Origin of the sequence: Pseudomonas urethralis (assembly GCF_021602465.1) — a bacterium.
GTDB lineage: Bacteria > Pseudomonadota > Gammaproteobacteria > Pseudomonadales > Pseudomonadaceae > Aquipseudomonas > Aquipseudomonas vlassakiae.
This window is the reverse complement of the sequence record NZ_BQIJ01000006.1, coordinates 308756-324817: the sequence shown is the minus strand read 5'-3', so window position 1 is coordinate 324817 and position 16062 is coordinate 308756. Positions and strand designations below refer to the sequence as shown.

Sequence of the window (16062 nt, the reverse complement as noted above, 5' to 3'; positions counted from 1 at the left end):
CTCTCCTACTCCAAGGGAATGGCCACGCTCAGGCTGGTGCCTTCGCCTGGTTCACTGTCCAGCGCCATGCTGCCGCCGAGCATCAGCACCCGCTCACGTACGCCGACCAGGCCGAACGAGGCAGGTCTGGGCTGGTCCCGGCAGAACCCGGTGCCATCGTCGCTGACGGTCATGCGCAGCTGCCCGTCCTCACGCACCAGCTCGATCTCCACACTGTGCGCCTGCGCGTGGCGCATCACGTTGGTCAACGCCTCCTGCAGGATGCGGAACAGGCCGATGGCCTTGGCATCGCTCAATGCTGGCAGATTATCCGGTACCTGCACCAGACAGGGTATCTGCGTGCGCGCTTCGAAGCGCCGCGCCTGCCATTCGATGGCCGAGGCAATGCCAGCGTCGAGGATCGGTGGACGCAGCGCGGTGGCGACGTCGCGCACCAACTGGAACAGCTGGGCGATCAGGCGCTTCATGCTGCCCAGGCGCTCGTGCAGCCCAGGATCCAGGTCGGCAAAGGCCAGCTCGCACATCGACACTTCCAGCTTGAGCACGGTCAGCATCTGCCCCAGCTCGTCGTGAACTTCACGGGCGATGCGGGCCTTTTCCTCTTCGCGCACGCTCTCCAGGTGCGCCGACAGTTCGCGCAGCTGTTCCTGCGATTGGGCCAGCGCCAGCTCGGCGCGCTTGCCTTGGGTAATGTCCCAGACGATACCGTCCCAGGCCACCCGGCCATTGGGCAGGCGTCGGGCACTGGCCTTGATGTCGGCCCAGCGTTGCTCGCCCTGACGGGTGAGGATGCGCCCCTGCCACGACCAGTCCTGATCGCTGGCAATGGCCAGATCCTGCACCTGGTGATAGTCGGCCCGGTCGTCCGGGTGAACGAGATTGCGCAAGCCCATCAGCGGGTGCTGGATCTGCGCAGGCGTGTAACCCACCAGTGCCTCGCTGCCTTCGCTGATGTAGGGAAATTCCGGCTCACCTTCGGCCGGCGCCGGTTCAAGGCGGAACACCAGGCCGGGCACGTTGCCTGCGATACCCTTGAGCCGCGCCTCGCTTTCGCGCAACGCTGCCAGGGCGCGATGGCGCTCAGTCACATCGGCGAGGTACACCACCAGGTATTCGGCATCGCGAAAACGCAGGAAACTCAGCGACAACTCCACCGGGAGCAAGCTGCCATCCGCGCGCCGGCATTGGGTTTCGAATTGCCGGGCACCGCCGTCGCCGGCGCGGGCCCCTTTCCACAGTTCGAGCCAGCGGTCCATGCTCAGGTTCGGCTCGAAGTCGCTCAGCGGGCGCTCCAGCAACTCAGCCTCGGCATAGCCGAGCATGGCCTCCACTGCATGGTTGGCGTAGCGCACATGGCTGTCCCAATTGACCCAGAGAATGCCCACCGTACTCTGGTCGATAGCGAACTGGCTAAGGCGCAGTGCCTCTTCGCGGCCCTGCCGCTCGGTCAGGCTTTCGCGCGTGGCCAGCAGGCTGCGCTCCAGCTGACGTTGCTGCCGACGCTGCCACACCAGGGTGGCCACGGTACACAGCAGCAACATGCCGAACAGCAACGCCAGGTTCTGCCAGAAGCCCGGCGACTCGCTCAAGCGCGGGTATTTAGGCTGCAACCAACGCTGGTGAAGTTGTTCCAGCTCCTTGGCAGGCATGGCCTGCAGCCCGCGTTCGAGCACATCGGCGAGCATTGGCCAGTCGCGCCGCGAGCCCACCCGCAATAACTGGGGCAAACCTATATCACCCACCACTACCAGCTCGGCGAACTCATTTTCGCGTGACAACCGACTCAGCTGAGCCTCATCCAGCACCGCGTAACTGGCCTGGCCGCCGACCACCCATTGCAACGCCTGGCGTTCGCTGGGCACGCCTTGCAGGTTCAGGCCGCTGTAATTACCGCGCAGATAGTCGGCAAGGGCGCTGGGCATGCGCACCGCGACGCGGGTTTGCGCATCGAGCTTTTCCAGCTCTACCGACATTGCCCCCGTCCGCGCTCCCACCACCAGTTGGGGTACCCGCATGTAAGGGTCGCTGAACAGCCACAGGCGCAAGCTGGCCGGGGTTTGCGTCAGCCCTGGGGCAAAATCGATTTCTCCTGCCTGCAAGGCATGTTCAAGGCTGGCCTGGTCAGTGAAGTTGCGCCAGGTCAGGTCCAGGCCCAGCGCTTGTCCCAACCCGTTCACCAGCTCGACGTTGGCGCCGTAAAGCTGTTGCAGACGCCGGTCGAACTGGGCGTAGGGCGCCTGCAGCACCAGACCGACACGCAAGCTGCGATGGCTTTCGAGCCATTGCTGCTGTGCAGGCTCCAAGGTCACCACTGGCGGCACCTGCGGCCGTGCCAACGCGATCAAGGGCAGGCACAACCAGCCGATAACCAACAGGCGACGCAATCGCTTCATCTACACGCTCGTCTTGGCAAGGGCGGCCATGCAGCATGGCCGCCGCGGGCAAATACTATTAGGCTGCCGGTATCATTCTGGCCTTGGGTTGATTCATGTCCACACTTTATCGCACGACGCTGGCAATGTGCTGCCTGGCCTCGCTCCTACCACTCGCCGCCCTGGCCACCGATGCGGCCACGCCAGAGGCGGCAACCGAGGCGCCCTCCGCCGCGGCGCCACGCCCACCGTTGCTGGAGCGCAGCCAGGAGGGCGCGCAAGCCCTGGAGCGCCTGGTACCAAAAGCCGAACAACAGACCCTGCAGGCCGGAGCGGACAGCTTCCTGGCCCTGTGGAAACCGGCCAACGTCGCTGATCCGCAAGGTGCCGTGATCATCGTGCCTGGCGCTGGCGAGAATGCCGACTGGCCCAATGCAGTCGGGCCGCTGCGGCGTAAGTTCCCGGATATCGGCTGGCACAGCCTGAGCGTGAGCCTGCCCGACCTGCTCGCCGACGCCCCGCAGGCGCGGGTAGAGGCCAAGCCGGCGCCAGCGCCTGAGCAGAAGGCAGGCGAAAGCGCACCGGCCAAGGACACCCCCGCCGACGCCAACGCCAACGTCGCCCAGGCAACGGCCGCCGATGCCGATACCGCAGAAAGCACCGACGCCGAGCAAGCCAGCGAACAGAACGACGTGGCCGACGCTGAACGCATCTTCGCCCGCCTGGATGCTGCCGTAGCCTATGCGCAACAGCACAATTCGCGCAGCATCGTGCTGATCGGTCACGGCAGCGGCGCCTATTGGGCAGCGCGCTACCTGAGCGAGAAGCAACCGCCGCAGGTGCAGAAACTGGTGATGGTGGCGGCGCAGACGCCGGCGCGGGTCGAGCACGATCTGGAAAGCCTGACGCCAACCCTCAAGGTGCCGACGGCCGATCTCTACTACGCCACCCGTACCGGCGACCGCAATGCGGCGGCGCAGCGCTTGCAGGCCAGCAAACGGCAGAAGGACAGCCAGTACAAGCAGCTCTCGCTGATTGCCATGCCGGCGAACAAGGACGGCGAGCAGGAGCAGCTGTTCCGCAGGGTTCGAGGCTGGATGAGCCCGCAACAGTAGCGTGAATGGCCAGGGGCGCTGTGCGCCCCTGCTAGAACCCCCGCCGCTTGCGCACCATGGCATAGGCCTGGTGCAGTTCGCGGGTCCGCTCGGTCGCTTCGCGCACCTGCGCCTCGCTTGCTCCGCTGCCCGCCAGCTTGTCCGGATGATGCTTGCTGACCAGGCGCCGGTAAGCCTGCTTGACCTGGTCCCCTTCCGTGTCGGCCTCGATGCCCAGCAAGCGCAGCGCTGCCGCATAGTTCATCACCGCCGCTGACGCCGGCACCTTGCGCGGCTCGTACTCCAGCGACATTGCTTGCACCTGGCGACGGCTCAGGCCCAGCTTTTGCCCCCACTCCAGTAACAGCTCGCGCTCATGGCGCCCGGCCTTGCCGTCGGCCCAGGCCATGCGCCAGCAGGCACGCAGGGTACCCTCGGCAGCATGCGGCTGCAGCCGGATCCGGCGCAGGTGGCCCGACAGCCGGTCTTTGCCCGCCTTGCCCCGGTTGAACGCGGCAATGGCCCGCAACCGCGCCGCCTCGGGCATGTCCAGGCGGACCATTTCCTGCCGCGCCTGCTGAATGTGCTGCTCGGCCACCCGACCATCGCTCTTGGCCAGCCGCCCGAGCAAGACGAACAGCAACTCATCGTCCTGCAGGGCCGGGCGAGCCCCCAGGCGCTCGCACATGTCGTCCCAACCCTGCAAGCGCAGGCGCCGGTCCATCGCCTGGCCCAGCAAGGCACCGAGCAGCGCGCCGGGGATACTGGCGACCGCGAAGCCTGCGCCCAACCCGATTACCGTGCCTGGCCACCACATGTCAGGCGCGCTCGCCGATCAAGCGCTCGGCCTCGGCCAAGCGCTCAAGGGTACCGACATCCACCCAATGGCCACGGTAATGCTCGCCACTCACCTGGCCCGACGCCATCGCCTGACGCAACAACGGCGCCAACTTGAAGGCCCCCGCCTGGCAACCTTCGAACAGCGCCGGGTGCAGCACCGAGAGCCCGCTGAACGTCAGCGTACCGGGGGCGTCGTCACCATCGATCACCCGACCCTCGCGCAGACGGAAGTCGCCACGCCCGTGATGGCCTGGGTTGTCGACCAGCACCAGGTGCGCCAGCCCACGCAGCGGCGTGCGCAGTTGCGTGAAGGCGTAGTCGGTCCAGACATCGCCGTTGATCAGGGCAAAGGGCTCGCTGCCCAGCAACGGCAGGGCCTTGAAGATTCCGCCGCCGGTTTCCAGCGGCTCCCCTTCGGCCGAGTAACGGATGCGCAGGCCGAACCGGCCGCCATCGCCCAGATGATCTTCGATCTGCTGGCCAAGCCAGGCGTGGTTGATCACCACCTCGGTAAACCCGGCCGCCGCCAGCGCCCGCAGGTGATATTCGATCAGTGGCTGACCCGCGACGGGCACCAGCGGTTTGGGGGTATGCAGGGTCAGCGGGCGCATGCGCTCGCCTTTGCCTGCTGCAAGAATCATCGCCTTCATGCACGCGCTCCGGCTTGCAACTCGGCAATCAGCTGGCCCAGTTCGGCAAGCTCCGGGCGACGGCTGACCACTTCATCTATATAGGCGAAGAATCGCGGGACGTCGGCCAGATAACGCGGTTTTCCGTCACGATGGCAGATTCGCGCGAAGATACCGATCACCTTGAGGTGGCGCTGCACGCCCATCAGGTCACTGGCACGCTGGAAATCGTCGAACGCCGGCTGCACCGGAATACCGGCGGCTCGCGCCTGGTCCCAGTAGCTGCGCAACCAGACTTCGACCTGGGCCTGTGGCCAGCTGAGGAAAGCGTCCTTGAACAGGCAGGTGATGTCGTAGGTGACCGGGCCATAGACTGCGTCCTGGAAGTCCAGCACGCCTGGGTTCGGGGTGCTTTGCATCAGGTTGCGCGGCATGTAGTCACGGTGCACCAGCACCTTGGGCTGGGCCAGGGCGCTGTCGATCAGCAGCTGGCTGATGCGCTGCCAGCTGGCTTTCTGCGCTTGCGTGAAGGCCAGGCCAAGCTCACGGCCCACGTACCACTCCGGGAACAGTTCGACTTCGCGGCGCAGCAAGGCATCATCGTAGCTGGGCAATGGCGCGTCCATTGGCAGACGCTGGAAGGCCAGCAGGGCGTCAATCGCATCGGCAAACAGGCCATCGGCGTTGTCGGCCTGAATGATGTCCAGGTATGTCTGATGGCCCAGGTCACCCAGCAACAGGAAGCCGCGCTCCAGGTCTTGCGCATGGATCTGCGGCACATGCACGCCTGCACTGGCCAGCAGATGGTCAATGGCGACGAATGGTCGGCAGTTTTCCTGCGGAGGCGGCGCGTCCATGATCACGAAACTGTGGCCCGCCCCCTGCCAGCGGAAGTAACGGCGGAAGCTGGCGTCGCTGCTGGCGGCGGTCAGGCTGCCCTCGGGCACCTCGCCCCAGGCGTTGTCGCGGAAAAGTCGATCGAGCTGCTCATGGAGCCAGACAGTCAGTTGTTGCAGGCGTACATCGTGTTCAGGCATTACAAGGGTCTCCGACGGCCCTAGCCGTCAAGCGGGTCATGCTTTATTATCCAGCATCTTTTTCAGACCATCGAGAGGCGTGCGGCCCCACACGCGGGCAGATGGCACGCAGGAAGCCCGGACTAATAAGATGGCATTGAAATCCCCCGCGTTTCGTAGAAAGTTTCCGTTGCTGGTAACCGGCGGTCTGCTGGCCATGCAACCTCTTGCCACCTCCTATGTGGTGGCTGCCGAGCAGTTCGACTGCCAAGTGTCCGCCTCCGGTGGTTGGGACTGCAAGCCCAAGACCCCAGCCAACAACCTGCCTCCGCGCCCGGTGCACGAAGGTGCTGCGCTCACTTCCGGCAGCGAAGCCGAGCCGGCCGAGGCCGAGAGCGCTGACAAGCCGATGCTGGTCACCGAGGCCAAGGGCCGTGGCCTGAAGTCGCGCAGCGAAGACTACAGCCACCTCGACTGGGTTCCACGCGAGAAGCTCACTGCCGCCCAGCTGGCCGAAACCGGCCCGTATTGCGGCGGTGCGTACATCGAGCCGACCCGCCCGGGCATGGCCGACTCCACGCCGAAGGACGAGTCGCCGACCTACATCAACGCCAAGGTGTCCAAGTACCAGCAGGAGCAGCAGATCGCTACCCTCGCCGGTGACGTGGTCATGCGCCAGGGCAGCATGCAGGCCGAAGCCGACGAAGCCAACCTGTACCAGGCCGAGAACCGTGGCGAGCTCAAGGGCAACGTCAAGATCCGTGACAACGGCTCGCTGGTCGTCGGAGACCAGGCAGAGATCCAGCTCGACACCGGCGAAGCCCAGGTCGACAACGCCGAATACGTGATGCACAAGTCGCACATCCGCGGCAACGCCCTGTACGCCAAGCGTGGCGAAAACGCCATCATCCGCCTCAAGGACGGTACGTACACCACGTGCGAACCGGGCAGCAACGCCTGGCAGCTGAAGGGCAACAACATCACCCTGAACCCGGCGACCGGTTTCGGTACCGCGACCAACGTCACCCTGCGGGTCAAAGATTTCCCGGTGCTCTACACACCGTACATCTACTTCCCGATCGACGACCGTCGCCAGTCCGGCTTCCTGCCGCCGTCGTTCAGCAGCACCAGCGACACCGGCTTCATGCTGGTCACGCCTTACTACTTCAACCTGGCGCCCAACTATGACGCCACGTTGTACCCGCGCTACATGACCAAGCGCGGCCTGCTGATGGAAGGCGAGTTCCGCTACCTGACCAAGTCCAGCGAAGGCCAGTTCGGCGGCGGCTACCTCAACGACGAGGACGACGATCGCAAGCTGCAGACGGACTACAAGAAAGAACGCTGGATGATCAACTGGCAGCACAAGGGTGGCTTGGACGAGCGCCTGATGACTGAAGTTGATTACACCGACATCAGCGATCCGTTCTACTTCCAGGACCTGGAAACCGACCAGATCGGCGTCAAGAGCCGGGATGTGGTCAACCAACAAGGCGCCCTGACCTGGCGTGGTGACACTTACACCGCCCGCTTGAATGCACAAGCGTACGAGATGGCGACCCTGTCGCAGATCACCCCGTACAACAAGCTGCCGCAGATTACCCTCAACGGCGCGCTGCCGTTCCAGCCTGGCGGTTTGAATTTCGGCTACGAGACGGAGGCGGTACGCTTTGATCGTGACCTGAAGAACGACTTCGTCACTGACAAAGATGGTAACCCGGACTTCAGCGCAGGCGCCGCAGGCCGTCGACTCGACGAAAACCTGTTCGGTGTTGCCCGTGCCAACGGTACCCGCCTGAACGTCGCACCGTCGATCAGCCTGCCCATGAACGCAAGCTACGGCTACATCACGCCGAAGCTGAAGTACATGTACACCCATTATGATCTGGACCTGGATGGCAAGGGCAAAACCGACGTTGCCAACAGCAACGATGCCACCCGCGACCTGTTCGGCGACTTCAAGAGCAATCAGAACCGCGACATCCCGATTCTCAGCGTAGACAGTGGGCTCTACTTCGACCGCAATACGTCGTTGTTCGGGACCAATTACCGTCAGACCCTGGAACCGCGCCTGTACTACCTCTACGTTCCTTACAAGGATCAGGTGGACATCCCGCTGTTCGACACGAGTGAAACGCTGTTCAGCTATGACTCGCTGTTCCGTGACAACCGCTTCTCCGGCACCGACCGTATCGGCGACGAGAACAAGCTGTCGCTGGGCGTGACCACCCGCTGGATCGAGGACAACGGCTTCGAGCGTCAGAACTTCAGCATCGGCCAGGCTTACTACTTCAAGGACCGCAAGGTCCAGTTGCCCGGCATCGACTACCGTACCCGCAAGGACTCGCAGTCGGACGTATCGCCGTACGCGTTGCTGTACAACTACTACTTCAACCGCGACTGGCGCTTCAATTCGGACTTCAACTGGGACCCGGACAGCCGCAGCACCCGTTCGGGCAGCGCGATGTTCCACTACCAGCCTGAAGACAACCCGAACAAGGTGGTCAACTTCGGTTATCGCTATCGTAATGACACCATCGCTTACGACTCCACCACCGGTACCTGGAAAGTGGGCGGCGGCGACTATGGCACACCGGGTACCGACAACTTCATCAAGGATTACTACAAGATCCAGCAGCACGACTTCTCGGTCATCTGGCCGCTCGTGCCGCAATGGAGCGTGATCGCCCGCTGGCAGCATGACTACAACCGCAACCGTACCCTGGAAGCCATGGGTGGCTTCGAGTACGACAACTGCTGCTGGAAGCTGCGCCTGATCAACCGTTACTGGATCGACGCCGACGACTTTAGCCAGGCTACCCCGACAAACGAAAAGGGTGACCACGGCATCTTCCTGCAAATCGTGCTGAAAGGCCTCGGTGGTGTAGTGGGTAATAAAGTCGAATCGTTCCTCGACCAAGGCATTCAAGGTTACCGTACACGTGAAGACCAAGCTTATTGATCGACTGCGCCCGGTGTTGCTGGGCGCTGCATTGCTGAGTGGCGCGGTGCATGCCGCGGTACAACCCATCGACCGCGTGGTGGCCATCGTCGACAACGACGTGGTCATGCAGAGCCAACTGGACCAGCGCGTCCACGAGGTGCAGCAGACCATCGCCAAGCGCGGCGGTGGCGTACCACCGACCGGCGCACTGGAGCAGCAGGTACTGGAACGCCTGATCGTCGAGAACCTGCAGCTGCAGATTGGCGAGCGTTCGGGCATCCGCATCACCGACGAAGAACTGAACCAGGCCATCGGTACCATTGCCCAGCGCAATGGCATGTCCCTGGAGCAGTTCCGCGCCGCCCTCGCCCATGACGGCTTGTCGTTCGACGACGCCCGTGAGCAGGTCAAGCGCGAGATGATCATCAGCCGCGTGCGTCAGCGTCGGGTTGCCGAGCGTATCCAGGTGTCCGAGCAGGAAGTGAAGAACTTCCTCGCCTCGGACATGGGCAAGATGCAGATGTCGGAAGAGTACCGCCTGGCCAACATCCTCATCCCGACCCCGGAAGCCGCCAACTCGGACGACATCCAGAAAGCTGCACGCAAGGTCGGCGAGCTGTACCAGCAACTGCGCCAGGGCGCCGACTTCGGCCAGGTGGCGATTGCCAACTCGGCCAGCGAAAACGCCCTGGAAGGTGGCGAAATGGGCTGGCGTAAAGCGGCCCAGCTGCCACCGGACTTCGCCAAGATGCTGAGCAGCATGGCAGTCGGCGACATCACCCAGCCAATCCGCATCCCCAACGGTTTCATCCTGCTCAAGCTCGAAGAGAAGCGCGGGGGCGGCGAGAACGTGCTGCGTGACGAAGTGCATGTGCGCCATATCCTGATCAAGCCGAGCGAAATCCGCAGCGAAGCAGCCACCAAGCAGCTGGCCGAGCGCCTGTACGAGCGTATCCAGAACGGCGAAGATTTCGGCGAACTGGCGAAGAGCTTCTCGGAAGACCCAGGTTCGGCACTCAACGGCGGCGACCTCAACTGGGTCGACCCGAACAGCCTGGTGCCGGAGTTCCGCGAGCAGATGGCCGACGCCCAGCAAGGCGTGGTGACCAAGCCATTCAAGACCCAGTACGGCTGGCACGTCCTGGAAGTGCTGGGCCGTCGCGCTACCGACAGCACCGAACAGGCGCGTGAGCAACAGGCCATGAACGTGCTGCGCAACCGCAAGTACGACGAAGAGCTGCAGACCTGGCTGCGCCAGATCCGCGACGAAGCCTACGTTGAAATCAAGCTGCCTGGCGCTGACCAGGCCGCGAAGTGAAGCCCCTGCGCTTCGCCGTCACCCCCGGCGAACCAGCCGGCATAGGCCCTGACCTGTGCCTGCTGCTCGCCGCCGACGCCCAGCCCCATCCCCTGATTGCCATCACCAGCCGTGACCTGCTCGCCGAGCGGGCCACGCAGCTGGGGCTGGCGGTCAACCTGCTGGCGGTAGCGCCAGGCCAATGGCCTGACCAGCCTGCGCCTGCCGGCAGCCTGTACGTATGGGATACACCCTTGGCTGCGCCCGTGGTGGCGGGCCAGCTGAACAAGGCCAACGCGGCGTTCGTGCTGGAAACGCTGACCCGTGCCGGCCAAGGTTGCCTTGACGGGCAATTCGCCGGGATGATCACCGCGCCAGTGCACAAGGGCGTGATCAACGAAAGCGGTATCGCCTTCTCCGGCCATACCGAATTTCTTGCCGACCTTACCCGCACCGCTCAGGTGGTGATGATGCTGGCCACCCGTGGCTTGCGCGTTGCCCTGGTGACCACGCACCTGCCGCTGCGGGACATCGCCGACGCCATCACTGCCGAACGTGTGGAGCGGGTTACCCGCATCCTGCACGCCGACATGCGCGACAAGTTCGGCATCGCCAACCCGCGCATCCTGGTCTGCGGCCTCAACCCGCATGCCGGAGAAGGCGGCCACCTTGGCCGCGAAGAAATCGACATCATCGAGCCGACGCTGGCCCGCCTGCGCACTGAAGGCATGGACCTGCGCGGCCCACTGCCGGCCGATACCCTGTTTACCCCCAAATATCTGGAGCACTGCGATGCGGTGCTGGCGATGTACCACGACCAGGGCCTGCCCGTACTGAAGTACAAAGGCTTTGGCGCAGCCGTCAACGTGACCCTGGGCCTGCCGATCATCCGCACATCGGTCGACCACGGCACTGCCCTGGACCTCGCCGGTAGCGGCAAGGTCGACACCGGCAGCCTGCGCGTAGCCCTGGAAACCGCCTACCAGATGGCCGAGAACCGACCATGAACGAGCAATACCAACACCGGGCACGCAAGCGCTTCGGCCAGAACTTCCTGCACGATGCAGGCATCATCGACCGCATCCTGCGCGCCATCAACGCCAAGGCCGGCGAACACCTGCTGGAAATCGGCCCGGGCCAGGGCGCCCTGACCGAAGGCTTGCTGGGCAGTGGCGCCCAGCTGGACGTTGTCGAGCTGGACAAGGACCTGGTCCCGATCCTGCAGCACAAGTTCGCTGGCCGCGATAATTTCCGCCTGCACCAGGGCGATGCGTTGAAGTTCGACTTCAACCAGCTGGGTGTACCCTCACGCAGCCTGAAGGTGGTCGGCAACCTGCCGTACAACATCTCTACGCCGTTGATCTTCCATCTGCTCAGCCACGCCGGACTGATCCGTGACATGCACTTCATGCTGCAGAAGGAAGTGGTCGAGCGCATGGCTGCCGGCCCAGGCGGGGGTGATTGGGGTCGCCTGTCGATCATGGTCCAGTACCACTGCCGCGTGGAACACCTGTTCAACGTCGGCCCAGGCGCGTTCAACCCGCCGCCAAAGGTCGACTCGGCAATCGTGCGCCTGGTGCCGCACGACGTGCTGCCGCACCCGGCCAAGGATGCACGGTTGCTGGAGCAGGTGGTGCGTGAAGCGTTCAACCAGCGTCGCAAGACCCTGCGCAACACCATGAAAGGCCTGCTCGACAGCGCCGCCATCGAGGCCGCCGGCGTGGATGGCAGCCTGCGCCCTGAACAGCTCGACCTGGCAGCCTTCGTGCGCCTGGCCGATCAGCTGGCCGACCAGCAAGCCTGATACGGCTGCCGGCCTCATCGCGGGTTTACTCGCGAGGGGGCCGGCAATGACGATGCAATCCCCCAAGCCCCTACACCGCTGGCCCTCCCCCCCGCCAATGGCCTAGACTGCATTATTGCGTCAGTTCGCCCAAGGCCCTTGCATGTCCGACCCTCGCTATCAGATCGACGTCAGCGTCGTGACCCGTTACCTGAAAGACCAATCCGACCCCGAAAGCAGTCGCTTCGCCTTCGCCTACACCATCACCGTGCAGAACAACGGCCTGGTCAAAGCCAAGCTGCTGTCACGCCACTGGCTGATCACCAACGGTGATGGCGAAGTCGAGGAAGTGCGCGGTGCCGGCGTGATCGGCCAGCAGCCGACCATCGAACCTGGCCAGAGCCACACCTACAGCAGTGGCGCGGTGATCAGCACACGCGTCGGCACCATGCAGGGCAGCTACGAGATGTTCGCCGAAGACGGCAAGCGCTTCGAAGCCGACATCGCACCCTTCCGCCTCGCGGTTCCTGGAGCCCTGCACTGATGGCTACCTACGCCGTCGGAGACCTGCAAGGCTGCCTTGGTCCTCTCAAGTGCCTGCTCGCGCGGGTCCACTTCAACCCGGCGGTCGACCGCCTCTGGCTGGTCGGCGACCTGGTCAACCGCGGCCCCGAGTCGCTGGAAACCCTGCGCTACCTCTACTCGATCCGCCAGTCACTGGTGTGCGTGCTGGGCAACCATGATCTGCACCTGCTGGCTGCCTGGCAGAATGTCGAGCGCTTGAAGAAGAGCGACACCCTGCGCGAGGTCATCGAGGCGCCGGACGCCGATCAGTTGCTCGACTGGCTGCGCCAGCAGAAGCTGCTGCATTACGACGAGCCCCGCGGCATCGCCCTGGTTCATGCCGGCATCCCGCCACAGTGGACCCTTGGCCAGGCCCTGAAGCTCGCTGCGGAAGTCGAAGAAGTGCTGCGCGACGACGGCCGTCTGCAGCTGTATCTGGATGGCATGTACGGCAATGAGCCGAACAAGTGGAGCAAACACCTCACCGGTATCGAGCGCCTGCGGGTCATCACCAATTACCTTACGCGCATGCGCTTCTGCACCCCCGCAGGCAAGCTCGACCTCAAGAGCAAGGAAGGCCTGGGCACCGCCCCCAAGGGGTACAAACCCTGGTATGCCCACAAAGAACGCCGCTCCCGCCACGTGACGATCATTTTCGGCCACTGGGCTGCACTCCAGGGCCAGGTCGACGAGCCTGGCATCATCGCCCTGGACACCGGCTGCGTGTGGGGAGGCGCCATGACCCTGTACAACGTTGACAGCGGTGAATACCACCGCTGCGACTGCACCGATGACGGCAATGTCCGTCTGCCGGCGCAACCCACTACACTGAACGATCAACCCTGAAGAGAGCCGTACCATGAGCGAATTCAAGCGCATCCCTCCCGAGCAGGCCCTGGCACTGCGCGCGCAAGGTGCGGTAGTCGTCGACATTCGCGACCCGCAAGCCTTTGCCGCCGGCCACATCACCGGTGCCAAGCATCTGGATAACCACTCAGTCGCCGAGTTCATCCGCAATGCCGACCTCGATGCCCCGACCCTGGTGGTCTGCTACCACGGTAACTCCAGCCAGAGCGCAGCGGCCTACCTGGTCGGCCAAGGTTTCTCCGAGGTGTACAGCGTCGATGGCGGCTTCGAACTGTGGCGCGCCACCTACCCGGCAGAGACCGCTCAAGGCGCTGCCGAATAATTTTTTCATATTTACTGCAGCCCGCGCCCCACGCGGGCTCGCAGCCCACCTGACGAACGGTCGTTGGTAACTTCTGCGCTGCGCGCCCTTGACCTTGCGGATAACCAACTATTCTTAAGCGCAGGCCATCCAAAAAAAGGGGAGAGCCGGTACACCGGCGTGCGGGTCATCGGTAGCGTTTCAGGGTGTTCTGGGGGGTATACAGCAATCGGCGAACCCGGTTGCATGCCAGCATCAGCTGACTGATCCGGCGTCGTCTCCACGTATCGAGCGAGGTGACGTCATGAGCATTTTTAGCCACTTCCAACAACGCTTCGAGTCTACGCGCCAGGAAGAACTCTCGCTGCAGGAGTACCTCGAGCTGTGCAAAGAGGATCGCAGTGCCTACGCATCGGCGGCTGAACGGCTGTTGCTGGCCATCGGTGAGCCAGAACTGATCGACACCTCAACCAACTCCAGGCTGTCGCGAATCTTTTCCAACAAAGTCATTCGCCGGTATCCGGCCTTTGCCGACTTCCATGGCATGGAAGAGTGCATCGACCAGATCGTTTCGTACTTCCGCCATGCCGCCCAAGGCCTGGAAGAGAAGAAGCAGATCCTCTATCTGCTGGGCCCGGTAGGCGGCGGTAAATCGTCGCTGGCCGAGAAACTCAAGCAGTTGATGGAAAAGGTGCCTTTCTACGCAATCAAGGGCTCGCCAGTGTTCGAGTCCCCCTTGGGCTTGTTCAATGCCACCGAAGACGGGGCCATTCTCGAGGAGGAGTACGGCATCTCGCGGCGCTACCTGAACACCATCATGTCGCCTTGGGCCACCAAGCGCCTGCAGGAGTTCGGCGGTGATATCAGCAAGTTCAGGGTAGTGAAGCTGTACCCCTCGATCCTTAACCAGATCGCCATCGCCAAGACCGAGCCGGGCGACGAGAACAACCAGGACATCTCCGCCCTGGTCGGCAAGGTCGATATCCGCAAGCTCGAGGAATTCCCGCAGAACGACGCCGATGCGTACAGCTATTCGGGCGCTCTGTGCCGGGCCAACCAGGGCCTGATGGAGTTCGTCGAAATGTTCAAGGCGCCGATCAAGGTCCTGCACCCCTTGCTCACCGCCACCCAGGAAGGCAACTACAACAGTACCGAGGGCCTTGGGGCCATTCCCTATACCGGTATCCTGCTGGCCCACTCCAACGAATCGGAGTGGCACACCTTCCGCAACAACAAGAACAACGAGGCGTTCATCGACCGGATCTACATCGTCAAGGTGCCGTACTGCCTGCGCGTGAGCGACGAGATCAAGATCTACGACAAGCTGCTGATCAACAGCTCGCTGGCCAAAGCCCATTGCGCGCCAGACACGCTGAAGATGCTCGCCCAGTTCACCGTGCTCTCACGCCTGAAGGAGCCGGAAAATTCCAATATCTATTCGAAGATGCGCGTCTACGACGGCGAAAACCTCAAGGACACCGACCCGAAAGCCAAGTCGATCCAGGAGTACCGCGATGCGGCGGGGGTCGATGAAGGCATGAACGGCCTGTCGACCCGCTTCGCCTTCAAGATTCTCTCCAAGGTGTTCAACTTCGACCCGCACGAAGTGGCAGCCAACCCGGTGCACCTGCTGTACGTGCTGGAACAGCAAATCGAGCAGGAACAGTTCCCGGCCGAAGTACGCGAGCGCTACCTGCGCTACCTGAAGGAGTACCTGGCACCGCGCTACATCGAGTTCATCGGCAAGGAAATCCAGACGGCCTACCTCGAGTCCTACAGCGAGTATGGTCAGAACATCTTCGACCGCTACGTGCTGTACGCCGACTTCTGGATTCAGGACCAGGAATACCGCGATCCGGAAACCGGCGAGATTCTCAACCGCATCGCCCTCAACGAAGAACTGGAAAAGATCGAGAAACCGGCAGGCATCAGCAATCCGAAGGATTTCCGCAACGAGATCGTCAACTTCGTGCTGCGTGCCCGCGCCAACAACAACGGCAAGAACCCGAGCTGGCTCAGCTACGAGAAGCTGCGGGTGGTGATCGAGAAGAAAATGTTCTCCAACACCGAGGACCTGCTGCCGGTCATCAGCTTCAACGCCAAGGCCAGCAAGGAGGACCAACAGAAGCACAACGACTTCGTCACGCGGATGGTGGAACGTGGCTACACCGACAAACAGGTGCGCCTGCTGTCGGAATGGTACCTGCGGGTCAGGAAATCGCAATAAAGCGGCAAGCTACAAGCCGCTCGCTTCAAGCTGCCCAGCGCCGAGCGCAAGCCCGGCGCCGTAGCTTCAAGCAGCGGTGGCTGCTGATTCCGGCAGCCTGAAGCTTGTGGCTTGCAGCTGCTCCCAGC

Annotated in this window: 13 protein-coding genes; 9 read left to right on the top strand and 4 right to left on the bottom strand. The window is 63.2% G+C overall.

The window, feature by feature from the left end:
• Nucleotides 1–5 precede the first annotated feature (5 nt).
• Nucleotides 6–2393 carry a PAS domain-containing sensor histidine kinase gene (locus L6D64_RS13005; RefSeq protein ID WP_176506084.1) on the bottom strand — a complete coding sequence of 796 codons (2388 nt, stop codon included), beginning with the start codon at nt 2391–2393 and terminating at the stop codon, nt 6–8.
• 95 nt (nt 2394–2488) lie between these two features.
• On the opposite strand from L6D64_RS13005, the gene L6D64_RS13000 reads away from it, so the two are divergent.
• Nucleotides 2489–3487, top strand: a complete 999-nt coding sequence (locus L6D64_RS13000) for an alpha/beta hydrolase family protein (protein WP_176506083.1) — start codon at nt 2489–2491, stop codon at nt 3485–3487.
• A 31-nt stretch (nt 3488–3518) separates the two neighbouring features.
• Here the strand turns inward: L6D64_RS13000 and L6D64_RS12995 are convergent, their stop codons facing one another.
• Genes L6D64_RS12995 through L6D64_RS12985 form a run of 3 tightly spaced genes read right to left on the bottom strand, consistent with a single transcriptional unit; the run spans nt 3519 to nt 5972 of the window.
• Entirely contained in the window at nt 3519–4283 is a 765-nt protein-coding gene (locus tag L6D64_RS12995) for a TerB family tellurite resistance protein (RefSeq protein WP_176506082.1), read from the bottom strand.
• 1 nt (nt 4284) lies between these two features.
• Nucleotides 4285–4956: an N-acetylmuramate alpha-1-phosphate uridylyltransferase MurU gene (gene murU / locus L6D64_RS12990; RefSeq protein WP_176506081.1), complete on the bottom strand. Its 672-nt coding sequence runs from the start codon at nt 4954–4956 to the stop codon at nt 4285–4287.
• Nucleotides 4953–5972: an aminoglycoside phosphotransferase family protein gene (locus L6D64_RS12985; RefSeq protein ID WP_176506080.1), complete on the bottom strand. Its 1020-nt coding sequence runs from the start codon at nt 5970–5972 to the stop codon at nt 4953–4955. Before L6D64_RS12985 ends, murU begins: the two co-directional genes overlap by 4 nt.
• 130 nt (nt 5973–6102) lie before the next feature.
• Between L6D64_RS12985 and L6D64_RS12980 the strand changes: the two genes are divergently transcribed.
• From L6D64_RS12980 to L6D64_RS12945, 8 genes are all read left to right on the top strand, one after another.
• A complete protein-coding gene (locus L6D64_RS12980; RefSeq protein WP_176506079.1) occupies nt 6103–8913 on the top strand; it encodes an LPS-assembly protein LptD in 2811 nt (936 codons plus the stop codon).
• Complete coding sequence (locus tag L6D64_RS12975; RefSeq protein WP_176506078.1) at nt 8894–10213, top strand: peptidylprolyl isomerase; 1320 nt, start codon at nt 8894–8896, stop codon at nt 10211–10213. The genes L6D64_RS12980 and L6D64_RS12975 overlap by 20 nt, the downstream gene beginning before the upstream one ends.
• Nucleotides 10210–11199 carry a 4-hydroxythreonine-4-phosphate dehydrogenase PdxA gene (gene pdxA / locus L6D64_RS12970; RefSeq protein WP_176506077.1) on the top strand — a complete coding sequence of 330 codons (990 nt, stop codon included), beginning with the start codon at nt 10210–10212 and terminating at the stop codon, nt 11197–11199. The genes L6D64_RS12975 and pdxA overlap by 4 nt, the downstream gene beginning before the upstream one ends.
• Nucleotides 11196–11996: a 16S rRNA (adenine(1518)-N(6)/adenine(1519)-N(6))-dimethyltransferase RsmA gene (gene rsmA, locus L6D64_RS12965; protein WP_176506076.1), complete on the top strand. Its 801-nt coding sequence runs from the start codon at nt 11196–11198 to the stop codon at nt 11994–11996. The genes pdxA and rsmA overlap by 4 nt, the downstream gene beginning before the upstream one ends.
• A 142-nt stretch (nt 11997–12138) precedes the next feature.
• The gene (apaG, locus tag L6D64_RS12960; RefSeq protein ID WP_176506075.1) at nt 12139–12519 is read left to right on the top strand and encodes a Co2+/Mg2+ efflux protein ApaG; all 381 of its coding nucleotides are present in this window, start codon (nt 12139–12141) and stop codon (nt 12517–12519) included.
• A complete protein-coding gene (locus L6D64_RS12955; protein WP_176506074.1) occupies nt 12519–13385 on the top strand; it encodes a symmetrical bis(5'-nucleosyl)-tetraphosphatase in 867 nt (288 codons plus the stop codon). The genes apaG and L6D64_RS12955 overlap by 1 nt, the downstream gene beginning before the upstream one ends.
• A gap of 13 nt (nt 13386–13398) precedes the next feature.
• The gene (gene glpE / locus L6D64_RS12950) at nt 13399–13728 is read left to right on the top strand and encodes a thiosulfate sulfurtransferase GlpE (protein ID WP_054885221.1); all 330 of its coding nucleotides are present in this window, start codon (nt 13399–13401) and stop codon (nt 13726–13728) included.
• A 283-nt stretch (nt 13729–14011) separates the two neighbouring features.
• The gene (locus tag L6D64_RS12945) at nt 14012–15934 is read left to right on the top strand and encodes a PrkA family serine protein kinase (RefSeq protein ID WP_054885222.1); all 1923 of its coding nucleotides are present in this window, start codon (nt 14012–14014) and stop codon (nt 15932–15934) included.
• The last annotated feature ends 128 nt before the right edge of the window (nt 15935–16062 follow it).

Coding starts and splice junctions, on each gene's coding strand:
- apaG (WP_176506075.1), top strand. CDS start 12,139: ATGTCCGACCCTCGCTATCAGATCGACGTCAGCGTCGTGACCCGTTAC.
- L6D64_RS12980 (WP_176506079.1), top strand. CDS start 6,103: ATGGCATTGAAATCCCCCGCGTTTCGTAGAAAGTTTCCGTTGCTGGTA.
- L6D64_RS12955 (WP_176506074.1), top strand. CDS start 12,519: ATGGCTACCTACGCCGTCGGAGACCTGCAAGGCTGCCTTGGTCCTCTC.
- L6D64_RS13005 (WP_176506084.1), bottom strand. CDS start 2,393: ATGAAGCGATTGCGTCGCCTGTTGGTTATCGGCTGGTTGTGCCTGCCC.
- L6D64_RS12985 (WP_176506080.1), bottom strand. CDS start 5,972: ATGCCTGAACACGATGTACGCCTGCAACAACTGACTGTCTGGCTCCAT.
- L6D64_RS12945 (WP_054885222.1), top strand. CDS start 14,012: ATGAGCATTTTTAGCCACTTCCAACAACGCTTCGAGTCTACGCGCCAG.
- L6D64_RS12995 (WP_176506082.1), bottom strand. CDS start 4,283: ATGTGGTGGCCAGGCACGGTAATCGGGTTGGGCGCAGGCTTCGCGGTC.
- L6D64_RS13000 (WP_176506083.1), top strand. CDS start 2,489: ATGTCCACACTTTATCGCACGACGCTGGCAATGTGCTGCCTGGCCTCG.
- rsmA (WP_176506076.1), top strand. CDS start 11,196: ATGAACGAGCAATACCAACACCGGGCACGCAAGCGCTTCGGCCAGAAC.
- glpE (WP_054885221.1), top strand. CDS start 13,399: ATGAGCGAATTCAAGCGCATCCCTCCCGAGCAGGCCCTGGCACTGCGC.
- murU (WP_176506081.1), bottom strand. CDS start 4,956: ATGAAGGCGATGATTCTTGCAGCAGGCAAAGGCGAGCGCATGCGCCCG.